The sequence below is a fragment of the Fructobacillus sp. ESL1129 genome, assembly GCF_058507945.1.
Genome location: NZ_CP196668.1, coordinates 1253633 through 1275309 on the forward strand (window position 1 = coordinate 1253633; position 21677 = coordinate 1275309).

A 21677-nucleotide genomic window follows, 5' to 3' on the forward strand; every position below is an offset into this window, starting at 1 on the left:
AAGGAAGTACAGACAGCGATTAATGCTTAAAAAGATTCTCCCTTTTTGGGGAGAACGGAAAGGAATGCTATGTCCTTATTAGACATTGACATTGATAATGTTAAATACTTTGACTTGAACAATCAGGTGAACATTCCCAAAGATGGCCAAATTCAATTGGAAAAGGATCAAGAAGCCTTAGCAGCTTTTATGGAAGAGAACGTTCGTCCAAACATGAAAAAGTTCTCTTCTATTCAAGAACGTTTTGACTGGATGATTGACCATGACTTTTTGGAAGAAGGGTTCGTTAAAAAGTATGACATGTCCTTCATTGAAAAGCTGTATGCCTTTTTAGAGGGCGAAGGTTTTGAATTTGCCTCCTTTATGGCGGCCTTTAAGTTTTACAACCAATATGCCCAAAAGACCAATGATAAGGCATACTACGTGGAGTCTTACATTGACCGTGTTGCAGTGAACGCCCTTTTCTACGCGGATGGGGATGAAGAACTGGCGCTTTCCTTAGCCAATGAAATGATTCACCAACGTTATCAGCCCGCAACGCCTTCTTTTTTGAATGCAGGACGTGCCCGTCGTGGGGAATTGGTATCTTGTTTTGTTTTGCAGTCAACGGATGACATGAATTCGATTGGGCGGATTATTAACTCCGCACTGCAACTATCTAAAATGGGTGGTGGTGTCGGGATTAACCTATCGAACGTTCGTGAAGCCGGTGCACCAGTGATGGGAATTGCTAATTCAGCTGGTGGCATTGTGCCCATCATGAAGTTGCTGGAAGATTCCTTTACATTTTCATCACAGGTGGGTGCACGGCAGGGTGCTGGCGTTGTTTACTTGAATATTTTCCACCCCGACTTAATGACTTTCATGGCCACTAAAAAGGAAAATGCGGATGAAAAAGTCCGTGTGAAGACCCTGTCACTTGGCCTGATTGTCCCTGATAAGTTTTATGAACTCATCAAGGCCAACGATGAAATGGCCCTCTTTTCACCAGCCGATGTCGAACGTGAGTACGGCGTACCATTCAACTATGTTGATATTACGGCTGAATATGACAAAATGTTGGCTAACCCGAAGATTCACCACCGCATGGTTTCTGCTCGAGTGGTGGAAGAAGAAATTTCGAAGTTACAGCAAGAGTCAGGCTATCCATACATTATGAACGTTGATACGGTGAACCGTGCCAACCCGGTTGCTGGTAAAATCGTGTCTTCAAACTTATGTTCCGAAATTTTGCAGGTGCAAACGACTTCGCAGATTAACGACATGCAAGAATATACCAAGATGGGTGAGGATATCTCATGTAACTTGGGGTCCATTAACATCGTGAACATGATGAAGACGCCTGATTTTGCGGCCTCAGTTGAATCGATGATTCGTGCTTTGTCCTTTGTTTCTGATAATTCTGATTTGAACGTCGTCCCATCGGTCCAAAATGGAAACCAAAAGAACCACGCCGTTGGTTTGGGAGCCATGGGCTTGGCGGCAATGTTTGCTCAAAATCAAATGATGTATGGTGATGAGGAAGCACTGGACTTTACCAAGACATTCTTTTCAACTTTGAACTATTATTCCATCATGGCTTCCATGCACATTGCTGAAGACCGCGGTGAAACCTTTGCGGATTTTGACAAGTCCGCCTATGCGGATGGTTCCTATTTTGATCAGTATTTGAACCAGGACTTTTCACCAAAGACTGAAAAGGTGGCTAAACTTTTCTCAAATATTCATTTGCCAAGTAAGGCCGATTGGGAGCAGTTGAAGAAGGAAGTAATGGCCAATGGTTTGTATAACGCATACCGTCACGCCATTGCACCGACCGGTTCGATTTCGTATGTCAATAATACGACTGCCTCCTTACACCCCATCATTAACCGGATTGAGGAGCGCCAGGAAGGGATGATCGGTAAAGTTTATTATCCAGCACCCGGTCTTTCAAACGAAACCCTCCCTTACTATCAATCTGCCTATGACACAGATATGCGGAAAGTCGTTGATGTGTATGCTGCTGCGCAGCCACACATCGACCAGGGAATGTCTCTGACCTACTTCATGCGCTCAACCATTCCGGAAGGATTGTACGAGTGGAAGGATGATCGAACAAACAAGATGACAACGCGTGATTTGTCGATTTTGCGTAATTACGCCTTTAAGAAGAATATTAAGACGATTTACTATGTTCGTACCTATACCGACGATAACCAGGAAGCTGGCGTTAATGAATGTGAGTCTTGTTCCATCTAATTTTCATAGCAAGCTTTGCTTGCTGTACATAGCACGTCCTTCTCTTTCGAGAAGTTTGTTTTAAACTGACTGACAAATGGAATCATTTGTGGAAAGGAGCATAATGACTGAATATCGAATTTTGTATACCTCGATTGAGGGCAATACCACATCCTTCATTAACAAATTGAAAGAAGAAGCTGAAAAATACGGTGACCAATTGTCCATTCTGGAAGTAGGAGATGAGGTCGAGTACGCTCACGAGGAACAACCGTACGTTGCCTTGGTACCCACCTATTTGAATGGAGGGACTGGGACAGGTCCAGAAGTCGTTGAAATCTTTACAAACGGCTTGGGAGACTATATTGATTTTGGTAACAACACCCGCTATTTACGTGGGGTGATTGGTTCTGGGAACCGCAATTTTAATGATCAATACATTTTGACGGCTAAACGTTACGCAACGAAGTACCATGTGCCGGTGATTGGTGATTATGAGTTGCGTGGCACGCAGCGTGAAGCTGAAAAGATTTATGCAAGTATCAAAGAAACGTTAGGAGAGTAGCGATGCAACACGTTAATCAAGGGTCTTATACGGCCGTTAACTGGAATAACATTGAGGATTCGCTTGATAAGGCAACTTGGGAAAAGCTCACTCAGCAATTTTGGTTGGACACCCGTGTTCCCATTTCCAATGACTTGCGGGTTTGGCGAGGGGAACTAGATGATTCAGAACGCCGTGTCTATAATTTGGTTTTTGCTGGTCTAACGACTTTGGATACCTTGCAGTCGCAGGATGGAATGGCTTCACTCCGTGCTGATGCTGTGAACCAAAAAGAAGAGGCTGTTTTGAACAATATCCAGTTTATGGAATCCGTTCATGCCAAGTCCTACTCGTCTATTTTTGAGACGTTGAACAATAAGTCTGAAATCGATGAGACCTTTGATTGGGCCGATCATGATGAATTCCTACAGTACAAGGCCAACAAAATTAATGATATCTATCAGGATGGGACGCCCCTTCAAAAGAAGGCGGCTTCAGTTTTCTTGGAAACGTTCCTTTTTTATTCTGGTTTTTATACGCCACTCTATTATCTTGGTCATAACAAGATGGTCAACGCCGCAGAAATTATCAAGCTGATTCTCCGTGACGAATCGGTACATGGCACTTACATTGGTTATAAGTTCCAAGTGGGCTTCAATAAGTTAACTGAGGAGGAGCAGGAAGAATTAAAGGCTTGGATGTACGACTTGCTCTTTGATCTGTATTCAAATGAAGAGCAGTTCACGCATGAAATTTACGATGAAATTGGTTGGACGGATGATGTTTTGACTTTCTTACGTTACAACGCCAATAAAGCGTTGATGAACCTTGGTCAAGAACCGATGTTTCCGGAATCAGCTGAAGATGTCAATCCCGTTGTGATGAACGGTATCTCAACTTCTACTTCTAACCACGACTTCTTCTCTGCCGTTGGTAATGGTTATTTGCTTGGTGAAGCTGAATCAATGGAAGATGACGACTATAACTTTTAATCACACAAAAAAAGCGATACTAGATTAGCATCGCTTTTTTTCATGGTTTTGTTATTACGCTTCTTGATCTTTGAATAACCAAAACTTCTTTTTTAAGAAGGTTGCCACAGCAGGGTAAAGGGAAGCACAGAAAATCACCCAAACGTAGGCTAATAAGAAAGCGCCAATGGTATCCGTCAGGAAGTGAGCAGAAAAGTAAAGGCGAGATAACATGGTCATCAATGATAATGTTATCAAGAACCACTTGGTTAAGAGACGAACTAGAGTCGATGAAATGTTTGGTGTAACCAACAAAAACATAATGAAAACAGTTAACCACATGGCTGTCACGTGCTGTGATGGAAAGGATGCGCCACTATCTGTCAATAAATGACCAAGTGGACGGTCGCGGTGAACCAAAACCTTAATGATTTGCGTGACCACGATACCGCCAACGACCGTTAGGAAGACCCATAGAGCAGGAAGCTTCAAGTCTGCCAATAGCAAGACGATGGCTAACAAGATACCGTAGAAGAGGTTCATCGCTGGTGACCCGAGGAATGTGGCGATGGACATGATAACGTCGCCATAGGAAGTTTGGATGGACGACATGAACGAGCGAACGGCTTCATCCATGTTGGCGGGCCAAGTGGCGTTTGTGCCAATCAAAACGGCTAAGACAATGAAAAGTAAGGCGGCAAGTAAGGCGTGCCGTCGTTGTTTATTAGTTACGGATATAATCATATTGGCTACTCCAAGTTCTTCGTTACATATGTTTAGTATAAAGATTGCGGCAAGACAAAACAAGGTAAAGCCAAGTAAAAACTGTTAATTTTTTGCAAAAAAAAAGTTAGCCGTTGGCTAACTTTCTTTACTTTGTCTTGGGAAGCTCAACGTCTTTTCCCTTTGCCCATTGTTGCAATTGTGCAACGGCATCCAGGCGACGCTTCTTCTTTGCATCGTGGCCAACCTTACGGCCGCGGGCAAATGAGTTCAATGGTGTCTTGATTGCCATAGTGGTAACTCCTTATATTTAAACTTTAAAATCTATCGTACAGAATTTGATTATACCCCAATCATAGTGGCTTTTCAAGTGTTATACTATTGGTTATGGAGAATTGGAATCAAGAAACAATTGAAAATTTCCGGAAGGATTTATTAGCCTGGTATGATCAGGAGGGGCGGGCTCACTTACCCTGGCGAGAAAACACTGATCCATACCGTGTGTTAGTTTCGGAGTTGATGCTTCAACAAACGCGCGTTGATACGGTGATTACCTATTTTAACCGGTTTATGACGGCTTTGCCAACGGTACAGGATTTGGCCAATGCACCAGAAGAGCAAGTGCTAAAGTTGTGGGAGGGTCTAGGTTATTATTCCAGGGCTAGGAACCTTCACCAAGCTGCCAAAGTCGTGGCTTTTGACCTAAAGGGGGCCTGGCCAGAATCCTACGATGATTTATTGTCACTTCCTGGTGTTGGGCCATACACAGCCGCAGCAGTAGCGTCAATTGCTTTTAATCAGGCGGTTCCCGCCATTGACGGCAATTTTTTTCGAGTATTTTCTCGTTTATTAAAGATTGACGATGACATTGCCAAGTCAAAGACCCGGCGTGTTTTTTATGATGCTGTGGCACCGATTGTCGATCCAAAACGGCCTGGGGACTTTAACCAAGCGATTATGGACTTGGGGACGTCGTACATGAAGACGAATGATCCGGATACCCTTCATTCACCAGTGGTCAAATACAATGCTGCTTTTCGAGACGGCGTAGAGGATCAGTATCCAGTTAAATCGAAGAAGAAAAAGCCAATTTTACAACGATTTCAAGCCTTGGTTTTGTATAATGAAAAGGGCGATTTACTGTACGAACAGCGTCCGGATTCTGGCCTGTTAGCCGGTTTTTGGACGTTACCATTACGGCCAATCGACTCGATTGAGGACCTTCAGGGTGAGCAATTGACTATCAAAGCAGTTACCCATGTTTTTTCTCACCGTAAGTGGGAAGTCTGGCCTGTCAAAGTCGAACAAGTCGAAAAGCTAACTCATAATCAGCGTTTCCTATCACCGGCTGAGCAGGAAGCAATGGCTTTACCAAAACTACAACACAAGTTATTAAAGAATTTAAAGGAGCAACACGATGTTTCCAAATGAAAAATTGAAACACCTCTTCTTTTGGACGATTGAACTCTTAGCGATTGCGACACTACTATTCATTGTCTTTCGCTTTGATTTCCTAATGAAACCAATTTCGGTATTTGCTGGAACTGTTTTTATTCCATTGTTGGTTTCTGGTTTCTTGTATTATTGTTTGAAGCCATTGCAGAAATTGATTGAAAAAATTCCCTTGGGCAAACGCAGGGTGCCCCGGAGTGTCGCGGTTTTACTAACTTTTACCATCTTCATGGTAGTGATTATCGGCGCCTTTATGATTTTCGTTCCCCTGATTTTAAATGAAATTACCAATTTAATAACGGCAATGCCAAGTGTTGTCAATCATATTCAGGATTATGTAAAAGACATGCTGGAAGAACCATGGTTCAAGAAATTGAATTTGTCGATTTCCGATGATGACATTCGTAACGCGGTGTCCACTTATGCTTCATCATTTGTCCGTATCACTGCCGGAACGCTCACCGGCTTTGTTGGAGCTGCTACTTCGTTTACAATTGGGGCTTTGACAGTGCCAATCATTCTCTTCTACATGCTTTCCGATTCCAACCGTTTCTTACCGGCGCTGCAAAAATTCTTTCCCAAAAACCGTTCGGAAGATGTCATGGTTCTCGGACGTGAACTCGATAAAACAATTGAACGCTATATTTCTGGTCAAGCTATCCAAATGCTATTCGTTGGCTTCACCATGTCGATTGGATTTGGCATGATTGGGTTACCATACATCTGGCTCCTTGGCTTTATTGCCGGTGTGGCGAACATTGTGCCATACGTAGGGCCTTTTATTGGGGTGTTCCCAGCGTTGCTTGTTGCGATTTCCATTAATTGGAAGATGCTAATTGGTATCATTATTTTGATGGCGATTGTTCAGCAGGTCAATGGTTCCATTATTTACCCAGCTTTAATCGGAAAGTCGCTCAGGATTCATCCGTTGACCGTGATGCTTTTATTGTTGGCAGCCGGAAATTTGTGGGGCATGGTTGGAATGATTGTTGTAGTACCGTTTTATGCCATTATTCGAACAATTATTTTATACATTGTTAAGTTACGACAGGTTCAGCAGCATGAAGAAACCGTATCGAATTTGACGAAAAAAATTGAAGAAGACTAATTTAAAAAGGACAGTGATTTAATCACTGTCTTTTTTCTAACTTTTTCCTTGACGAAGGTCTGAAAATCCAGTATCATTTAATAGTCGCTTAAGACATGCGGATGTGGCGGAATTGGCAGACGCGCTAGATTTAGGTTCTAGTGGATTATATCCGTGCAGGTTCGATTCCTGTCATCCGTATAACCAAAATATTTTATCTTTTGGTTGTCAACGAAGCTAGCATTTGCTACAATTATTGAGTACTTATTTTGCCGACTTAGCTCAGTTGATAGAGCACCTCACTAGTAATGAGGGGGTCAACGGTTTGAGTCCGTTAGTCGGCATATATGCTAGTATTTAATTTTAAAAAGGGGTCTGACCATGAATAATGGTCAGATCTCTTTTTTTATTCTCTTTTAAATTAGATGTATTGATGTATAATGTCCCTATAAAATTGAAGGAGGATATTGAAATGTCATTTGAAGAAAAATTCGACGCAACAAAGGATAAGCTAGCTGGAGAGGCCAAGAAGGCTGAGGGCGAAGCAAAGAAAGTTGCTGCTGACGCAAAGGATGCTGCTAAGGATGTGGCCGATAAGGCAAAGGAATCTTTTAAGAAGTAATCCATGGGGCACTGCCCCGTACATAGTGATGTAACAGATAATCAGACGATAAAGAGAGTTGATTAAAGAATTTGTTCGACCCGTTCAATCATGTTTTCTGGAATATTGCCAAGCAAGCGACGCATCGGTTCTTCGTTAATTGGTAGTAAGCTATCAAAAATACGGAGTAGGTTTAAAACTTGATCCTTAAAAATTTGCTTTTCACTCTGCTTTAAAAAGAGGCCAAAAAGAAGAAAAAGGATATAAAAATCACTTTCAGTATGTTTATTCTGTCGTTGTTTGCAGCTAGGTAGTAATTTTTCAGGATAAAAGGCCTGTAGTTGAGATTGAGTGATTGTTTCCTTTGCACAAAGCTGTCCAATTAGTTCGCCATGGGCGAGAGCATTGCGAAAATCGAGGAAGAAACGAAGTGCCTGTTCAAAGAATGGCAAGGTAATTTTTTGGTTTGAGTCGTTGCAAAAGCCGTTGGCAACGGCCTCGCGTATGGAATCAGGGCTAGCGGCATACCAACGTTGGAATTGGCCAAAAGTCATTTCGTTAACTAATACCCAGGGAGGAATGTTTCCTTGTTGTTGAAAGTCTTCCAAGGTTTGCGAAATGTGTTTTTTTTGTTGTGTTATGTGGAATAACCTGGCTAAATGTCGTTTTTGTGCACAGGTGCTGGCGTTATAATGATCGATTCTTAGATAATTGTTTTGTTGAACACCGAATTTTTTGGCCAGTTCATACTGAAAGAGTGATTTGATATTTTTTTCGATTGATAAAAGAGCTTGAAGTAGTTCGGAAGAAAGACGATTTTCTAGCATTTGAAGAACGCCAAGTGTTTCAATGGTGATACCAGGAATGAATTTTTCGCTATGATGATCTTTTTTGAAGGCTTGCTTATATCCATCAACTAGGGTTTCGTATGAATACTTTTTGAGTGTGTAAATGGCACTTTTAGGGGATTCTACTTCAATGTTATATTGTTCTCTCAGCACGGTCACTTGCTGTTCCCAATTAAGAAATGGTTGTGTTTTAACTGACATATTGACACCTAGACCTTTGTATTAACAAAACCTTGTATTTGATAAAGCTATTTTAGCACAAGTGCGAACGCCCGTTCGCACTTGTGCTGTTTTTTTACAAAAATGGTTGCTCAATGGAAGAAGCCATTACAAAATTTGGCATTTTTTCATATTGAATTGACCTATTTTTTCTAATTTTTGGTACTAAATTCAAAACAAACGATTTAGACAAAGACTTGATAAGCTTGCAAAGCTATTGTAATTTGACTTTTTAAGTGCTGAAAAAGTCCGCTAAATAGGCATTTAAGTACATATCGTTATGACTTTCACTTGTAAGAAATCTTCTTGTTAAATTTGCTTAATGATTTCGAAATATCTTGATATTCCTCCGACATCTTCAACTTGCTATTCTGACAGGGTTAGAGATTAGGGAGAGCAAGTATATGAGAATCGTAAAAAAAACATTGGTCATAGCGACCTTTACAGCATTGACAATTTTAGCTGCCGTTGGAATTTCGTTTAGCCACACACATACCGGAAATTCACGGTCCAATCAAAAGCAGATGGTGACTGCCGTTTCGTCAAGTATTTCAAAAGTCGAACCGACTTCAGATTCAATCAAAACGGATGATACGCAGGAAAGCCAGGAAGCAACTGAGAGTTCAGTGAAAGCAGATGCAACTGTGCAAAACGAGGGGGCAAGCTCTACCGTTTCGAATGCTAGACCAACTTCACAAGTCAACACGACTGCTTCTACGACAAAGAAGCCAGCAGAAGCGCAAACAACGACTGCAGCAATGACTGCTCCAGCAACTGCTGGGACGGCGACGGAGTCAACGACTACTTCGGTTAAAGAGGCGGTTCGTACAGATGGTTTTAACTTTTTAGGTCAGCATTTTGACATCAGTTCTTTTTCAAATACAACTGGTGGCAACACACCTCGCTGGACACCGTATATTTTTCAATGGACAGCGTTGCCAAACTATTACTTAGCTGAGGCTGCTTCGAGTGCAGGATCGGCTGTTCGACAGCTGTCAATTGGAAGTGAAGTTGTTGTTAACGGGCAAACATATCACGTAACAGACATTCGACACGGGATGAAGCGTCTTGATTCGATGGATGTGGTTGAAAGTCTTTCAGGACAGCATCAAATGGGTCTACAGACCTGTGATGACGCTTCCGGATCATACATTTCAACTTATTGGTTTGACTAAATCATAAAAAAGCAGAAGGTTTTCTTTCTGCTTTTTTCGTATAATAAAAAGATAAAAGTTAGGAGGATTTACCATGCGACTTTGGCATTATCGAATAATTCCAGCATTATCACGGCAGCACTTACTCGGACAGTGGCGAGAATGTTTGGCAATTACGGGGGCCATCCGTAAGAACGGACGGGTTAATCACGCAACGGTGAATCGCTTAAATGATTTTGACTTGCAACATTTGTTTGTCTATATCGAATTAGTAAAACGGGAGATGACACGGCGTGGATATAAGACTTCTGATAAATCACACCAAAAATTGATTGATGATGTGGAATACGATTGGACACAGCCAATCTCGTTTAGTGAAAATGAGGTGGGTGATGTTTTGTTGACAGACGGAGAACCACTTTTTGACGGTTTTCACGATAAGCGGTATCTGCTGCAAAATCTGTACATGATGCAAGAGAAGGCCGATACGGATCAAATCGAAAAGAAGACCTGGGAGCAGATGTTAAAGCAAGTAGCCAAAAAATACCCAGAATTTTTAAAGATGAAATAAAAAAAGCGAGTCGTCATTAGACGACTCGCTTTTTATACTTTAAATTGATCTGATTATGCCTTTTCAGCGTTTTGAATTTCTGACTTGTGACCAAGGAAGAAAAGGATCAAACCAACAATGACGTAGGCTGACAAAACGCCGGCTGACATTCTGATGGCATGACCATCAAAGAAAGTTAGGTTACGCAAGAGCGAACCAGTTGCACCAGGTGGCAGGAGTTGTCCGAAGAAGCCCCAACCCTTTGGTAACATTTCAGGTGCTGAAGACAGACCAGAAAGTGGGTTACCAAGAAGAATCAAGAGAACGGCTGCGATTCCAAGACCGGCGTTTCAGTTGACTCTAGTCCGCCTTAACAGGAACTGCAATTTTTCCACGAAAGTCATCGGCAAACAAGCCCATCATGTAAGAGTCATGGTACTGACCTTCAGCGAAAAAGTGGTCCTTGAGGCAACCTTCTTCAACAAAACCAATCTTCTTGTAGATATGCACGGCAGCGGCGTTTTCAACATCGACGTATAGATAAATCTTATGTAGGTTGAGCACGTTGAAGCCGTATTCGATTCCCGCTCGCATACCAGCCTGAGCAAGGCCATGTCCTTGGAATTTTTTGTCAATGATGATTTGAATTTCGGCGTGACGGTGAATCGTATTGATTTCCATCAATTCAACGACACCGGCAAAAACACCATCTTTTTCAATGACGAAACGACGTTCAGTTTGGTCCAAGACATGCCGGTCATAAAGAATGGAAAGCTCATCAAAAGAATTGTAGGGCTCTTCAAACCACAGCGCCATCACTGACCGGGAATTCTTTTGTTGATAAATATGGGGTAGGTCCTTTTTTTCTAACGGACGAATGTTCATGGAAACCTCTTTCTTTTTTATAACTAACTTTAGTGTATCATTATTAAAATAAAAAAAGACGGAATCGAAGGATTCCGTCTTTGTTGATTGCCCCTGCTGGATTCGAACCAGCGCATAACGGCACCAGAAGCCGTCGCCTTACCGCTTGGCCAAGGGGCAATTACTTGATATATATTAGCGGATTTTTATTCGAAATGCAAGTAATTTGCATAAAAAAGTCGTTTTTTTTAGTCCTCTATTAAGGGCAGGAATTGACCTAAAATGATATTTGAAAAATCAAGCTAGACCAATTATAATTGATAGAGGAAATAAAGGGGATAACCCCAGATAAAACTGGACTATTCTGGGAAAAGGAGACTTTCACAATGGCTATACCACGTTACATTGAAATACATAATGAAATCAGGCAGCGGATTGCGGCCGGAGAATGGCAAACAAATAAACGTTTACCTGCTGAACGTGAGTTGGCAGCTTCGTTCAACGTTTCCAGAATGACGTTGCGACAGGCCATTCAAACCTTAGTCGACGAAGGTATTTTGGAACGCCGTGTTGGTTCCGGAACCTTTGTGGCCGAAAAGAAGGTTTCCGAACGCGCTTTGGGTGTGACCTCCTTTACCGAGCTTATGAAAAAGTCTGGGAGGAAGGCTCAGTCAGTAACCGTTTCTTACAAAGTCACGACACCATCAGTATCTGAAATGGACCATCTGAAGTTGAACGCAGAGGACGAAGTTCTGGTGATGGAACGCTTGCGTTTGGGTGATTCTGAACCCATCCTACTGGAACAAACGACTTTGCCAGTGAAATTGGTGAACAACTTTACTCGGTCAGAGTTGACCGATTCGCTCTACAAGACGTTGATTGACGCCGGAATTCAGCCGGGTCGGGCGGAGCAAACCATCACGGCTTCTCTTGCCACAGAACGCCAAGCTGCACTGTTAGAAATCAAGCGTGGTGATCCTATTTTGTCAGTGCGCCAGGTATCTTATGATCAACAAGATAATCCATTCGAATACGTCCGTTCTTACTATGTTGGTGAACGCTTTGAATTTAAATTAACACGATAATGACTGTGTCCTCCGCTAAGCGGGGGACTTTTTTTGTGCGCTGAAAAAATATTTTTTGGGAGTTACGGGATGCTTCCCTAGTGTTGTGTTGCATATGACGCTATTTACCAAGCGATATTCTTTTGTCCCTTATGCCTGATATTTTTTTAGATAAGAATGGGAGGACCGATGTTATGGTCTTTCTAACAGATTGAAAAGATTAATTAGAGTCAATAAAAAATAGTTATAGAGTCTAAAAAGTCTAAAGTGTCTTATAAAGTGAAGACTTGCACAATGTGAAGGGGGCTGATATAACTAAGTCAGAACTAAGTCTTATGACCAAGAAAATCTGAAAGGAGATTGTCACATGGAGAAAAAAATGAGTTACTTTGAACAAATGAACGAGAACAGTTTACAGTTGATCAACGGAGGTAGTCGGTCGACTTACCGTGCTGGGCAAGCTTTTGGTACCGCAGCTCATATGGCTTTCGCGGTGGTGTTTCATCTTGGACTGTAATGAAATAGGGGGCTATTATGAAAAAATGGCAGGTACAAGTATTGAATGATCATGAATTACTCACAATTAGTGGCGGAATGATTTGGCGTCCAACTAATCACACTACGGCTAAGGACCGAAGGGACTTCATTGAGGGTTTTTTCAATAAGTTATTTTAAAGGATAGAAATTATTAAAGGGCTTAGTTTAGCTAGCGACTATTGGTACAATAGTCGTTTTGCTATGTATTGAAAAAAATTATCACTTTGTCAGGAGAGTAGCTATGAATCTTCAACTAAAGCATCCTCATAACATACCATTTGTCCTTTTCAGCTTGATTGGGCTAGTTTGGTTATTAGAGCAGCAATTTATTGGTAAGTCATTGGTTACGTTTATAGTTGGCTTATTTATCACGCTTTCCTTATTTGGAATTGCTGGATTGAAAGGACTCTTTCAAAAAATGAAAGGGCCCTTTTGGTTCCCAATCTTTTGCTTTATAATGTATTTTTTGATTGAAATATTTTACACCATAATTGCTGTGACAAGTACAGGTAATCGTTACTTGTTTAAACATGAAATGGTTAATCAAGTCAAATATTTACATGGACTTGACGAGAAAATTTGGTATGGAGTGCGTTTTTTATTTTCAGCGGTTAATGAAGAATTGTTGATGATTCCTCTTGTCTTACTAGTATTCATCTTGCTAAAAAGAACAAGACTAGCTTGGTGGATAGCCAGTCTTGCTTCAGCAATTTTATTCGCTTCCCTCCATTTCAATGTCTACTCCCTCAATGTTTGGGTCATTGGACTCTTGATGATTGGACGAATTCTTCTCAACGAAGTTTTTCGTTTAACCAATTCAATTCGAACACCGATGTATGTCCACTTTCTATTCGATACTTGTAACCTGTTTTTTATGATGCTTTAGTTTATTAATAATTTGTTACAAGATTAATGATTGAAAACGGAGGAAATTGATGAACGTGCAATTGAAAAATTATAAGAATCTTCCCCTCGTAGTTTTACTAATAATCGGTTTTTCTTGGTCACTAGCCCGTCCAGTTGTTGGTGAGGATTTGGGTACTTTTTTAACTGGACTCTTAATTACGCTACTGTTATTTGGTTCAGCGGGGTTAAAAAATTTATTTAAAAAAATGCATGCTCCGATTTGGTTTCCGTTTTTCGTTTTTGTCATGATGAAGTTATTTGATGGATTCTATATGATGATCGTAAGTGCAGCCACCGGTAATCATCATCTTTTTGAGCACGTTAGTACACACAATTTTGCCCATTTACATCGTTTACCAGAGAAATTGTGGTGGGCGGGACAATTTTTGTTTTCTGCTATTAACGAAGAATTATTGATGATACCAATTGTATTAACGATGTATATTCTTTTAAAGCGAACAGCAACAGGTTGGTATATGGCTAGTTTCCTTTCGTCAATTTTCTTTGCCTACCTGCACTATACCGTTTATGCTATGAATGTTTGGTTAGTTATAGGCTTGATTATTAATCGTTTGGTGTTAAACGAGCTCTTTCGCCTAACAAATTCTTTGCGGGCGCCAATGTGCGTTCATTTCTTAAATGATGCGGTGGGAATATTAGGCTGGATGTTATAATAGTCCCAGTAAAATGCAGATGGAGGAGATATGGCAGAAAGTTCTCAAAAAAAAGAATTGTTTTTAGGCGAAAAGTCCCTACATCGAAAGTTTAAGCTGTCAAATCGCATGTTGCTATCCAAGCATCTTTTAATTCTTGGCCAAACTGGTGCCGGAAAGTCAACGTCGGCTAAACAAATCATTAGCCAGTTACAAGAAATAAATCAAATTAATATGGTTTTTGATCCAACTGGTGAATATGGTCGAGATTTGGATAATCGAATCTCATATCGATTGGCTCAAAATGCTTACATTGATTTGTCCTCGCAATCTGCAGAAGAACTGCTGGGAGTACTGGGCTTAAATTGGGATAGCCAACTCACGGAAAAGTTGCAGGCTGCCATAACCTCGCTTAGAATACAGGAACAGCGGCGTGTCCAACCAATGCAACCATTGATTAAGGTGGATTACTCAATGAAGGAGTATCAAGAAGCCGTGAATGGGTTACTCGTGCGCAACCAACACTACGCGATGCAGCTGTTACCAGAACAGTTAGTTCAAGAATTCATTCGCCCCTTCAATGATGAACGCGCGGACTACCGTCTCCTGGGCCAAACAATTGATCATAAGGCGGTGAGCCATTATTGGCCGCAAATTCAGGAGTTAGCCCAATTACTTCAGTCAAAACGATTAAACAAGATTTTTGGTTTTAACGATACAGAAAGTCAGCAAACACGCTATGATTTGTCATTTATCTTGAAGACTTTCGAAGGTCGTCCAAGTCGGCATCGTTCATTAGTCATTGATTTATCGGAGTTACAACCCTTTCCAGCTATCCAACAACGGGTTATTTCTTTCTTAATGGAACAGCTACTGCAAAACCGTTTAAAATCCGATGCAACACTACCCGTTGCTATCTTTTTAGATGAGGTACATCGATATTTGCCGGTTAACCAGGCAATTAACGAGAACGGCCTTTTTCATATTTTACGAGAAGGTCGAAAGGTTAATTTAAACTTGGTGGTGTCGACTCAGTCAATGCAGGATTTACCATTATCTTTGCGCGGTCAGTTTGGTTCGCTACTGATTCACCGGTATCAAGCAACGGACGATCTTGCTGACTTACCTCTTCCAAAACGTTTGGTGGCACGTTTACCGAAACTCTCAGTTGGTCAGGTAATTCTGCTGACACAGCTTGGAAAGCACCATCTATTGAAAATTCAGCAACCAATATAAAATCAAAAGGGACAACGGTTAACCGTTGTCCCTTTTGACTACTGCCATTGAACGATTCGACTCATTAACAAGGTGAGAATGGCTGGAAATAGAATGGCATATTCATTTGTGAGGGGTAAAAGAAGACTGACCAAGAAGGCGCCGATAAAAAATGAAAAAATGACGAGTCCCAAGTCGATGGCACGTTGGCGCATTACGGCATTGCGCCGAATGAAGCCCTCGTAGGCGGCTTCGCTGAGACTCCGTAGGTTGCCAGTCATTAACAGTGGCATGAAAGGTTTTCCCTTTAAAATGCGAAATTCCTGAAGTGCGGCTGCGGCCGCAATAGATAGAATGGCCGTGCCGAAAATATTTGGAATTGACTGACAGATAAGGGCAGAAAGGGTCAGTAACGTTGTCATATACAGCAAGACATATTGTCTTTCCTTATTGATTGAAAAGTTTTTTAAGGTCCGATAATGCTGGAACATCTTGACCATTAAGGTTCCAAGGATGAAAGCAAAGATAGAAAAAGCGTATCGACCGACACTGCCCCAGTGAAGTTGACTCGCGTTGATACCCATTAGGATGATATTCCCAGTTTGGAGTCCAGCAAATACCTGACCGTGCATATGGTAGGAAAAGGCATCAATGGATCCAGCAGTCATGGTTAGTAAGCTGGCAAATAAAACTCGTTCATGGGATGGAAATTGATTTTTTGTCACTTTTCAAGACCTCCGACAAAAGATTATTTTACATTAAAATGTCTGATAAGTCTGAAAAATTTGAAGACTTTGTAATAAAAAAAGATGCCAACATGGCATCTTTTTAAAAGAACTTATTTGTGGTTGTATTTCTTGGCCAACCAATCACCAGTCACTTGAACAATCAAGACCATAATCAAGACGAGAATGGTAGCAACCAGGGTTGTATCGTTTGCAAAACGGTTGTATCCATAGGCTACGGCCATGTTACCAAGACCACCGGCACCAATGGCACCGGCCATGGCAGTCAAACCAATTAGAGAAATCAGAGTCACCGTTGAAACACGAATGATTTCAGAACGGCCTTCCTTGATGTAGACACCGAAGACAATTTGACTAAACGAAGCGCCAACGGCCTGTGCGGCTTCAACAATGCCACTGTCAACTTCTGAAAGTGCCACTTGGATTTGACGGGCATAGAAGGGGAAAACGCCTAGTGACAGGGGAACTAAAGCAGCGTTAATCCCAATCTGCGTACCCACAAGTGCCTTAGTAAAGGGTGCAATGAAGGCTAACAAAATGATAAATGGTACAGCTCGGAAAACGGAAACAATTTTATCAAGAATCCAAAAGATTGTCTTGTTTGGTGTGATACCACGGGGACCGGTTACAACCAAACCGATTCCAAAAATCAAACCAAGCAGGCCACCAAAGACGGCTGACCAGAAAGTCATGAAGAGCGTTTGGAAAATAGCTGTTCCCCAGCCAGTGACACCACCCCAGCCCTGATAGACGACGTTTGGAAATGTTTGTGAAAACCATGTACTCATGCTTGTTCTCCCTTCAAGATGTTAACGGAAACGGATCGTGCGGCTAAGAAGTCTAAAGCGTCCTCAAAGTTGTCTTGTTCACCAGATAGGATAACCAAGAGGGAACCAACTTCCGTTCCCTGAAGTACTTCAACATTGCCATAAAGAATGTTAGCCACGATACCGAAGTGCTGGTAGAGACTAGTAATTAGTGGTTCGTTCGTTGAATTACCAGAGTAGGTCAATTGTGCAAAGACTTGTCCTTCCGGAAGATTCTTGATGGTATCGCTGGCAGTAATTGTTGCGATGGCCTGATCTTGGTTAGTGGCAGTAGCGATGAATTCTTTAGTTAATTCGGCCTGCGGATTGGTAAAGATGTCCAGAGTGGAACCCTTTTCCAATACACGACCATTCTGCATAACGGCAACCTTGTCGGCGATTTCCTTCACGGCATCCATTTCGTGAGTGATTAAGAGGACGGTCAGGTTATACTCATCGTTTAATTTCTTTAGCAATGCTAAGATTTGCCGGGTTGTCTTTGGATCCAAGGCTGATGTTGCTTCATCTGAAATTAAGATTTCGGGATCGTTCGCTAGCGCGCGGGCAATCGCCACACGCTGTTTTTGACCACCTGAAAGCTGAGAAGGATACTGCTTAGCCCGGTCTGACAAATCAACTAATTCGAGCAACTTAGCGACTTTTTCCTTCTTGACTGCTTCCTTTTCCTTACTGTTTTCAAGAGCAAAGAGCACGTTGTCTTCCACCGTTCGCTCGTTCAGGAGGTTGAAGTGCTGGAAGATCATACCAATCTTACGGCGCTTTTCCTTCAATTCGTGTCCGGTGATCTTTTGGGCAGCGGTTCTGGCTTCCTTCTTGAAAATGGTTTCGCCGTTGATTGTTACCGAACCGGTGGTTGGCTCTTGCAAAAGGTTAACGGTTCGAACCAGAGTGGACTTCCCGGCACCTGAGTAGCCGACGATTCCGTAGATATCGCCCTTTTCAACGTCGATGGAAACGTCTTGGACGGCATGGATGGTCTTGCCTTTTGGTGTAAAAGTCACGTCAATGTTTTTCAATGAAATAATGGGGGCAGTCATATGCGCCTTCCTTTCAATTCGATTCAATCTTAGTTAAAGTTCTTATCCCAAGCGGCTTGTTCCGAATCACCATACTGCTCGTGAATTGCCTGCTTGACTTCCTTAGTTTGGAAGGCCTTAACGACTTCCTGATAGGTCTTGTTGTTCTTGTCCTTTGAGCGAGCAGCAATGATGTTTATCCACATCTTAGCATCCTTGTTCAAAGGTTCTGTGAAAATGGCGTCTTTTAATGAGAGACCGGCAGCCGTTGCATAGTTTCCATTGACAACGACACCCTGTGCATCGCCCAGTGTACGGGCCGTTTGATCGGCAGAAATTTCTTTAATCTTTAAGTTTTTAGGATTCTTCGTAATATCTTTGGTTGTTTTGAGGTTTGAACCAGATGATAATTCAATCAAACCAGCATTTTTCAAAACATAGAGGGCCCGACTTTCGTTTGACGCATCGTTTGGTACGACAATCGTGTCGCCGTCTTGAAAGTCTGACACTTGGTGGTAGGACTTGGAGTAGAGGTGAATGGGGGCGATGAATGTTTGACCAATTGCCTTGAGGTTGGAATGGTTTTTACTATTATAAGCATCCAAGAAGGCGTAGTGCTGGAAGGCGTTCAAATCCACATCGCCATTTTCGAGTGCTTTGTTGGGCTGTGAATAGTCGGTAAAGCGCTTGAATTTCAAATTAATTCCATACTTACTTTTGGCGGTTTTGGACACTTGAGACCAAATGGCATCGTCTTGTTTGTTGGCTGCCATCACACCGATGCTAACTGTCTTCTGTGCCTTTTGGTTTGGTTGCACAAAGGAGAAGTAGCCAAGAACCAAGATCACTAGAAGGACGAGGGCGTTAATGATTTTACTTTTATTAGACATTTTTACGTTTCTTTACTATTATTTTTCGTAACTCGCTAGAATGTTTTTAACGAAAGTCACGTTCTCATCATAGTCCTTTAGACGGATATTTTCATTGGGGGCATGGTCCAATGTGCCAGGATAGCCAATTCCAAAACCGACAATTGGGGTTTTAGTGGCTTCAAAAGCGTAATTCATTGGGCCGGTACCGGCAGAAGTGGGGATGACGACTGGCTCCTTGTCGTAGGTGCTTTGGCTGAGAGCAATGACGCGCTTGATTTCTGGGTCTGTCATGTCTGAGCGATAACCACCTTGACCAAGTGTCTTTTCGACTTCGATATCGTCAAATCCCTGGTTAACTAAATGATTCTCAATTGCTTTTAGAGTGACATCAGGGTCCATCCCCGGAACGAGGCGGGCTTCGACTTTGGCCGTCGCTTCGGCAGGTAAGACGGTTTTAACACCAGCTCCCTGATAACCTGAGGTAATGCCTTCAATATTCAAGGTTGGTTCGAAGTAGAGGGCCTGTTTCCAATCCTCACCGCGCTTGTCAGTTAACAGGGGGGCTTCGATTTGGTTTTTCTTGATAAAGTCTTCCCGTGTCTCGGGAAGGGCGGCAATCAATTCTTTTTCCCGCTGGTTAGGCTTTTTCACTTGATCATAGAAATGAGGAACAAGGATGTGCCCGTCTTGGTCAAAGAAGGTGGCCAGCGCTTGACTCAATCGCCATGCAGCAGAATTAACAACGGCAGCAAGCGATGAATGGAGGTCGATGCCAGCGGTTTTGGCCTTCAAGTTAAAGGTGACAATGCCCTTGTTCCCACCATCGATGATGGGACGACCATCTTTATCCTTGGAACCGGATTCCCAAATGATGAGGTCTCCTTTGATTTCAGGGTGTTTTTTGAAATAGTCATCAAGGTGCTGTGATGCGGTTTCTTCTGAACCTTCGACAACAAAGAGAATGTTAACGGGTAGTTGCTGATCATGCTCGTCAAGGTATTCGGCCAAAGCCGTCAAGCGGGCGGTTAGGTTCCCCTTATCATCATCGACGCCACGGCCATAAAGGTGACCATCTTTTTCGGTCAAAGTCCAGGGGTCTGAATCCCAAAGGTCGAATGGCTCAGCCGGTTGAACGTCGTAGTGGTTATAAATGATGAGTGTTTTGGCAGCGAGCTGTTGACTTTTGAAGTGGCTAATCACCAGTGGAGCAAAGTAAGTGTCATCAACCGTCGTCTCGCCACCGAGGTCGGTGAGGGCTTTGGCAATCCGGTTGGCCGCTTCTGGCAAGTGTTCACGCTTGGCTGAAACGGAGGGGATGGCAACGAGTTCTTTTAATAGATCTAAATATGTTTGTCGTGCTGTCATGTGTGATGTCCTTTCTGATTAAATGTTATGTACGTGGGAAAGTCCCACGTTGTTGCTTCTCTTTTTACTCAACTTAGTTGAATGAGCGGTCCCAGGCTGGGATAGAAGCATCGCCGTAAGCCTTTTTAATGGCCTTTTTAACTGCATCTGACTGGTATGCCTTAACAAAGTCCTTGTAGAGCTTCTTGTTGGCATCCTTCTTGTTAGCAGCAATGATGTTAACCCACTGTTCGGAATCCTTGTTAAATGGTTCTGTAAAGATGGCTTGCTTTTCAGAAAGCTTAGCTGTTGAGGCGTAGTTTTGGTTAACCACGGCACCTTGAACATCGTTAATTGAACGAGCCGTTTGATCAGCTGACAATTCCTTAATGGTCAAGTTCTTAGGGTTCTTCGTGATGTCCTTAACTGTTACTAGGTCACCGTCCTTCAAGTCAATCAAACCAGCATACTTCAGAACCTTGAGGGCACGACTTTCGTTTGATGGATCGTTTGGCACGACGATTGTGTCACCGTTTTGGAAGTCGGATACTGACTTGTACTGTGTTGAGTAGAGGTGGATAGGTGAGATCACCGTCTTACCAATGGCCTTGATATCCGTTCCGTTCTTCTTATTGTAGGCGTTCAAGAAGGCGTAGTGTTGGAAGGCGTTGACGTCAACGTCGCCGCTCGTCAAGGCCTTGTTTGGCTGTGAGTAATCTGTAAAGTACTTGACCTTAACGTTGATGCCGTACTTATCCTTTGCCTGCTTTTTAATAACGTCCCACACTTCATCATCTTGCTTGGTTGCTGACATGCGGCCAACTGTGATGGTCTTATCTTCTGATGAACCGTGTGATCCAAAACTGAAGTAAGCTGCGGCTGCAACAGCCACAATGGCAATTCCTGAAATAATCCACTTTTTCTTTGACATGATTTTCTCTCCTGGGTGTTTTAGATAACAAAAAAAGTCGCCTCTGTTTCCACGTGGAAAAAACAGAAGCGACTTTCGCGTTACCATTCTGAGGTTTTTGTCTAGGATTGCCCCTAGACGACTCACTAACCATCGGGCCGCGGAGAATGATCCTAGCCGAATGGTGTGCCTGGGTAACGTAGGCCAATCCGTCAACTGCTATCGGTAAACCGAGTGACAATTGCCAATCACAGGTCATTTTCTCCGCCGCACGCACGTAACCTCTCACCAACCGGTTACTCTCTACGCTTTGCTTAGCAGATACTTTCCTGATCAACTTGTTTTGTATTGATA

At 42.4% G+C, this 21677-nt stretch carries 24 protein-coding genes and 3 tRNA genes; 15 read left to right on the forward strand and 12 right to left on the reverse strand.

Annotated features, from left to right (window positions below; genetic code table 11):
• Window positions 1-69: 69 nt before the first annotated feature.
• The 3 genes from nrdE to nrdF all read left to right on the forward strand — a co-directional run bounded on the left by nrdE (window position 70) and on the right by nrdF (window position 3756).
• Complete coding sequence (gene nrdE / locus ACSYSL_RS06230; RefSeq protein ID WP_491708585.1) at window positions 70-2241, forward strand: class 1b ribonucleoside-diphosphate reductase subunit alpha; 2172 nt, start codon at window positions 70-72, stop codon at window positions 2239-2241.
• A 103-nt stretch (window positions 2242-2344) separates the two neighbouring features.
• Complete coding sequence (locus ACSYSL_RS06235; protein WP_491708586.1) at window positions 2345-2785, forward strand: class Ib ribonucleoside-diphosphate reductase assembly flavoprotein NrdI; 441 nt, start codon at window positions 2345-2347, stop codon at window positions 2783-2785.
• A gap of 2 nt (window positions 2786-2787) precedes the next feature.
• Window positions 2788-3756, forward strand: a complete 969-nt coding sequence (gene nrdF, locus ACSYSL_RS06240; protein WP_010017621.1) for a class 1b ribonucleoside-diphosphate reductase subunit beta — start codon at window positions 2788-2790, stop codon at window positions 3754-3756.
• 54 nt (window positions 3757-3810) lie between these two features.
• Here nrdF and ACSYSL_RS06245 read toward each other — a convergent pair whose 3' ends face one another.
• Window positions 3811-4479: a phosphatase PAP2 family protein gene (locus ACSYSL_RS06245; protein ID WP_010017620.1), complete on the reverse strand. Its 669-nt coding sequence runs from the start codon at window positions 4477-4479 to the stop codon at window positions 3811-3813.
• A 127-nt stretch (window positions 4480-4606) separates the two neighbouring features.
• Complete coding sequence (locus ACSYSL_RS06250) at window positions 4607-4750, reverse strand: hypothetical protein (protein ID WP_010017619.1); 144 nt, start codon at window positions 4748-4750, stop codon at window positions 4607-4609.
• A gap of 95 nt (window positions 4751-4845) precedes the next feature.
• On the opposite strand from ACSYSL_RS06250, the gene mutY reads away from it, so the two are divergent.
• The 5 genes from mutY to ACSYSL_RS06275 all read left to right on the forward strand — a co-directional run bounded on the left by mutY (window position 4846) and on the right by ACSYSL_RS06275 (window position 7619).
• Window positions 4846-5889 carry an A/G-specific adenine glycosylase gene (gene mutY, locus ACSYSL_RS06255; protein WP_491708587.1) on the forward strand — a complete coding sequence of 348 codons (1044 nt, stop codon included), beginning with the start codon at window positions 4846-4848 and terminating at the stop codon, window positions 5887-5889.
• A complete protein-coding gene (locus ACSYSL_RS06260; protein WP_010017615.1) occupies window positions 5876-7018 on the forward strand; it encodes an AI-2E family transporter in 1143 nt (380 codons plus the stop codon). The genes mutY and ACSYSL_RS06260 overlap by 14 nt, the downstream gene beginning before the upstream one ends.
• Before the next feature lie 97 nt (window positions 7019-7115).
• Window positions 7116-7198 (forward strand) — tRNA-Leu (locus ACSYSL_RS06265).
• Between the two features lie 70 nt (window positions 7199-7268).
• Window positions 7269-7341 (forward strand) — tRNA-Thr (locus ACSYSL_RS06270).
• Between the two features lie 128 nt (window positions 7342-7469).
• Complete coding sequence (locus ACSYSL_RS06275; protein ID WP_010692143.1) at window positions 7470-7619, forward strand: hypothetical protein; 150 nt, start codon at window positions 7470-7472, stop codon at window positions 7617-7619.
• A 62-nt stretch (window positions 7620-7681) separates the two neighbouring features.
• Here ACSYSL_RS06275 and ACSYSL_RS06280 read toward each other — a convergent pair whose 3' ends face one another.
• Window positions 7682-8647: an Abi family protein gene (locus tag ACSYSL_RS06280; protein ID WP_491708588.1), complete on the reverse strand. Its 966-nt coding sequence runs from the start codon at window positions 8645-8647 to the stop codon at window positions 7682-7684.
• Window positions 8648-9069: 422 nt separating this feature from the next.
• Between ACSYSL_RS06280 and ACSYSL_RS06285 the strand changes: the two genes are divergently transcribed.
• Both ACSYSL_RS06285 and ACSYSL_RS06290 read left to right on the forward strand, forming a co-directional pair.
• A complete protein-coding gene (locus ACSYSL_RS06285) occupies window positions 9070-9840 on the forward strand; it encodes a hypothetical protein (RefSeq protein ID WP_491708589.1) in 771 nt (256 codons plus the stop codon).
• Between the two features lie 73 nt (window positions 9841-9913).
• Window positions 9914-10390, forward strand: coding sequence for a pyrimidine dimer DNA glycosylase/endonuclease V (locus ACSYSL_RS06290; protein ID WP_491708590.1), 477 nt, complete (start codon window positions 9914-9916; stop codon window positions 10388-10390).
• A 53-nt stretch (window positions 10391-10443) separates the two neighbouring features.
• Here ACSYSL_RS06290 and ACSYSL_RS06295 read toward each other — a convergent pair whose 3' ends face one another.
• From ACSYSL_RS06295 to ACSYSL_RS06305, 3 genes are all read right to left on the reverse strand, one after another.
• A complete protein-coding gene (locus tag ACSYSL_RS06295) occupies window positions 10444-10689 on the reverse strand; it encodes a hypothetical protein (RefSeq protein WP_491708591.1) in 246 nt (81 codons plus the stop codon).
• A 40-nt stretch (window positions 10690-10729) separates the two neighbouring features.
• Window positions 10730-11254 carry a GNAT family N-acetyltransferase gene (locus tag ACSYSL_RS06300; protein WP_010692136.1) on the reverse strand — a complete coding sequence of 175 codons (525 nt, stop codon included), beginning with the start codon at window positions 11252-11254 and terminating at the stop codon, window positions 10730-10732.
• Window positions 11255-11341: 87 nt separating this feature from the next.
• Window positions 11342-11413 (reverse strand) — tRNA-Gln (locus ACSYSL_RS06305).
• 206 nt (window positions 11414-11619) lie between these two features.
• On the opposite strand from ACSYSL_RS06305, the gene ACSYSL_RS06310 reads away from it, so the two are divergent.
• The 5 genes from ACSYSL_RS06310 (at window position 11620) to ACSYSL_RS06330 (ending at window position 15629) form a co-directional block, all read left to right on the forward strand.
• Complete coding sequence (locus ACSYSL_RS06310; protein ID WP_010692135.1) at window positions 11620-12318, forward strand: GntR family transcriptional regulator; 699 nt, start codon at window positions 11620-11622, stop codon at window positions 12316-12318.
• Between the two features lie 346 nt (window positions 12319-12664).
• Window positions 12665-12814: a bacteriocin gene (locus ACSYSL_RS06315; protein ID WP_491708592.1), complete on the forward strand. Its 150-nt coding sequence runs from the start codon at window positions 12665-12667 to the stop codon at window positions 12812-12814.
• A gap of 261 nt (window positions 12815-13075) precedes the next feature.
• Window positions 13076-13720, forward strand: coding sequence for a CPBP family glutamic-type intramembrane protease (locus tag ACSYSL_RS06320; RefSeq protein ID WP_010692132.1), 645 nt, complete (start codon window positions 13076-13078; stop codon window positions 13718-13720).
• A gap of 49 nt (window positions 13721-13769) precedes the next feature.
• Window positions 13770-14414 (forward strand): CPBP family glutamic-type intramembrane protease, encoded by a 645-nt coding sequence (locus ACSYSL_RS06325; protein WP_491708593.1) that lies wholly within the window; start codon window positions 13770-13772, stop codon window positions 14412-14414.
• Window positions 14415-14444: 30 nt separating this feature from the next.
• Window positions 14445-15629 carry an ATP-binding protein gene (locus tag ACSYSL_RS06330; RefSeq protein WP_491708594.1) on the forward strand — a complete coding sequence of 395 codons (1185 nt, stop codon included), beginning with the start codon at window positions 14445-14447 and terminating at the stop codon, window positions 15627-15629.
• A 38-nt stretch (window positions 15630-15667) separates the two neighbouring features.
• Here the strand turns inward: ACSYSL_RS06330 and ACSYSL_RS06335 are convergent, their stop codons facing one another.
• From ACSYSL_RS06335 to ACSYSL_RS06360, 6 genes are all read right to left on the reverse strand, one after another.
• Window positions 15668-16333 carry a YoaK family protein gene (locus tag ACSYSL_RS06335; protein WP_010692129.1) on the reverse strand — a complete coding sequence of 222 codons (666 nt, stop codon included), beginning with the start codon at window positions 16331-16333 and terminating at the stop codon, window positions 15668-15670.
• 113 nt (window positions 16334-16446) lie between these two features.
• Window positions 16447-17142: a methionine ABC transporter permease gene (locus ACSYSL_RS06340; RefSeq protein ID WP_491708595.1), complete on the reverse strand. Its 696-nt coding sequence runs from the start codon at window positions 17140-17142 to the stop codon at window positions 16447-16449.
• Complete coding sequence (locus ACSYSL_RS06345; protein ID WP_010692127.1) at window positions 17139-18218, reverse strand: methionine ABC transporter ATP-binding protein; 1080 nt, start codon at window positions 18216-18218, stop codon at window positions 17139-17141. Before ACSYSL_RS06345 ends, ACSYSL_RS06340 begins: the two co-directional genes overlap by 4 nt.
• A gap of 29 nt (window positions 18219-18247) precedes the next feature.
• Window positions 18248-19087: a MetQ/NlpA family ABC transporter substrate-binding protein gene (locus tag ACSYSL_RS06350; RefSeq protein WP_491708596.1), complete on the reverse strand. Its 840-nt coding sequence runs from the start codon at window positions 19085-19087 to the stop codon at window positions 18248-18250.
• 18 nt (window positions 19088-19105) lie between these two features.
• Window positions 19106-20434: a M20/M25/M40 family metallo-hydrolase gene (locus ACSYSL_RS06355; protein WP_491708597.1), complete on the reverse strand. Its 1329-nt coding sequence runs from the start codon at window positions 20432-20434 to the stop codon at window positions 19106-19108.
• A gap of 73 nt (window positions 20435-20507) precedes the next feature.
• Complete coding sequence (locus tag ACSYSL_RS06360; protein WP_491708598.1) at window positions 20508-21344, reverse strand: MetQ/NlpA family ABC transporter substrate-binding protein; 837 nt, start codon at window positions 21342-21344, stop codon at window positions 20508-20510.
• Between the last annotated feature and the right edge of the window lie 333 nt (window positions 21345-21677).

Excerpts from the sequence above, each read along its gene's own strand:
- ACSYSL_RS06290 (WP_491708590.1), top strand. The coding sequence starts at position 9,914 with ATGCGACTTTGGCATTATCGAATAATTCCAGCATTATCACGGCAGCAC.
- ACSYSL_RS06285 (WP_491708589.1), top strand. The coding sequence starts at position 9,070 with ATGAGAATCGTAAAAAAAACATTGGTCATAGCGACCTTTACAGCATTG.
- ACSYSL_RS06360 (WP_491708598.1), bottom strand. The coding sequence starts at position 21,344 with ATGTCAAAGAAAAAGTGGATTATTTCAGGAATTGCCATTGTGGCTGTT.
- ACSYSL_RS06345 (WP_010692127.1), bottom strand. The coding sequence starts at position 18,218 with ATGACTGCCCCCATTATTTCATTGAAAAACATTGACGTGACTTTTACA.
- nrdF (WP_010017621.1), top strand. The coding sequence starts at position 2,788 with ATGCAACACGTTAATCAAGGGTCTTATACGGCCGTTAACTGGAATAAC.
- ACSYSL_RS06245 (WP_010017620.1), bottom strand. The coding sequence starts at position 4,479 with ATGATTATATCCGTAACTAATAAACAACGACGGCACGCCTTACTTGCC.
- mutY (WP_491708587.1), top strand. The coding sequence starts at position 4,846 with ATGGAGAATTGGAATCAAGAAACAATTGAAAATTTCCGGAAGGATTTA.
- ACSYSL_RS06350 (WP_491708596.1), bottom strand. The coding sequence starts at position 19,087 with ATGTCTAATAAAAGTAAAATCATTAACGCCCTCGTCCTTCTAGTGATC.
- ACSYSL_RS06235 (WP_491708586.1), top strand. The coding sequence starts at position 2,345 with ATGACTGAATATCGAATTTTGTATACCTCGATTGAGGGCAATACCACA.
- ACSYSL_RS06355 (WP_491708597.1), bottom strand. The coding sequence starts at position 20,434 with ATGACAGCACGACAAACATATTTAGATCTATTAAAAGAACTCGTTGCC.
- ACSYSL_RS06330 (WP_491708594.1), top strand. The coding sequence starts at position 14,445 with ATGGCAGAAAGTTCTCAAAAAAAAGAATTGTTTTTAGGCGAAAAGTCC.
- ACSYSL_RS06280 (WP_491708588.1), bottom strand. The coding sequence starts at position 8,647 with ATGTCAGTTAAAACACAACCATTTCTTAATTGGGAACAGCAAGTGACC.
- ACSYSL_RS06260 (WP_010017615.1), top strand. The coding sequence starts at position 5,876 with ATGTTTCCAAATGAAAAATTGAAACACCTCTTCTTTTGGACGATTGAA.
- ACSYSL_RS06325 (WP_491708593.1), top strand. The coding sequence starts at position 13,770 with ATGAACGTGCAATTGAAAAATTATAAGAATCTTCCCCTCGTAGTTTTA.
- ACSYSL_RS06300 (WP_010692136.1), bottom strand. The coding sequence starts at position 11,254 with ATGAACATTCGTCCGTTAGAAAAAAAGGACCTACCCCATATTTATCAA.
- ACSYSL_RS06310 (WP_010692135.1), top strand. The coding sequence starts at position 11,620 with ATGGCTATACCACGTTACATTGAAATACATAATGAAATCAGGCAGCGG.
- ACSYSL_RS06315 (WP_491708592.1), top strand. The coding sequence starts at position 12,665 with ATGGAGAAAAAAATGAGTTACTTTGAACAAATGAACGAGAACAGTTTA.
- ACSYSL_RS06340 (WP_491708595.1), bottom strand. The coding sequence starts at position 17,142 with ATGAGTACATGGTTTTCACAAACATTTCCAAACGTCGTCTATCAGGGC.
- nrdE (WP_491708585.1), top strand. The coding sequence starts at position 70 with ATGTCCTTATTAGACATTGACATTGATAATGTTAAATACTTTGACTTG.
- ACSYSL_RS06250 (WP_010017619.1), bottom strand. The coding sequence starts at position 4,750 with ATGGCAATCAAGACACCATTGAACTCATTTGCCCGCGGCCGTAAGGTT.
- ACSYSL_RS06275 (WP_010692143.1), top strand. The coding sequence starts at position 7,470 with ATGTCATTTGAAGAAAAATTCGACGCAACAAAGGATAAGCTAGCTGGA.
- ACSYSL_RS06320 (WP_010692132.1), top strand. The coding sequence starts at position 13,076 with ATGAATCTTCAACTAAAGCATCCTCATAACATACCATTTGTCCTTTTC.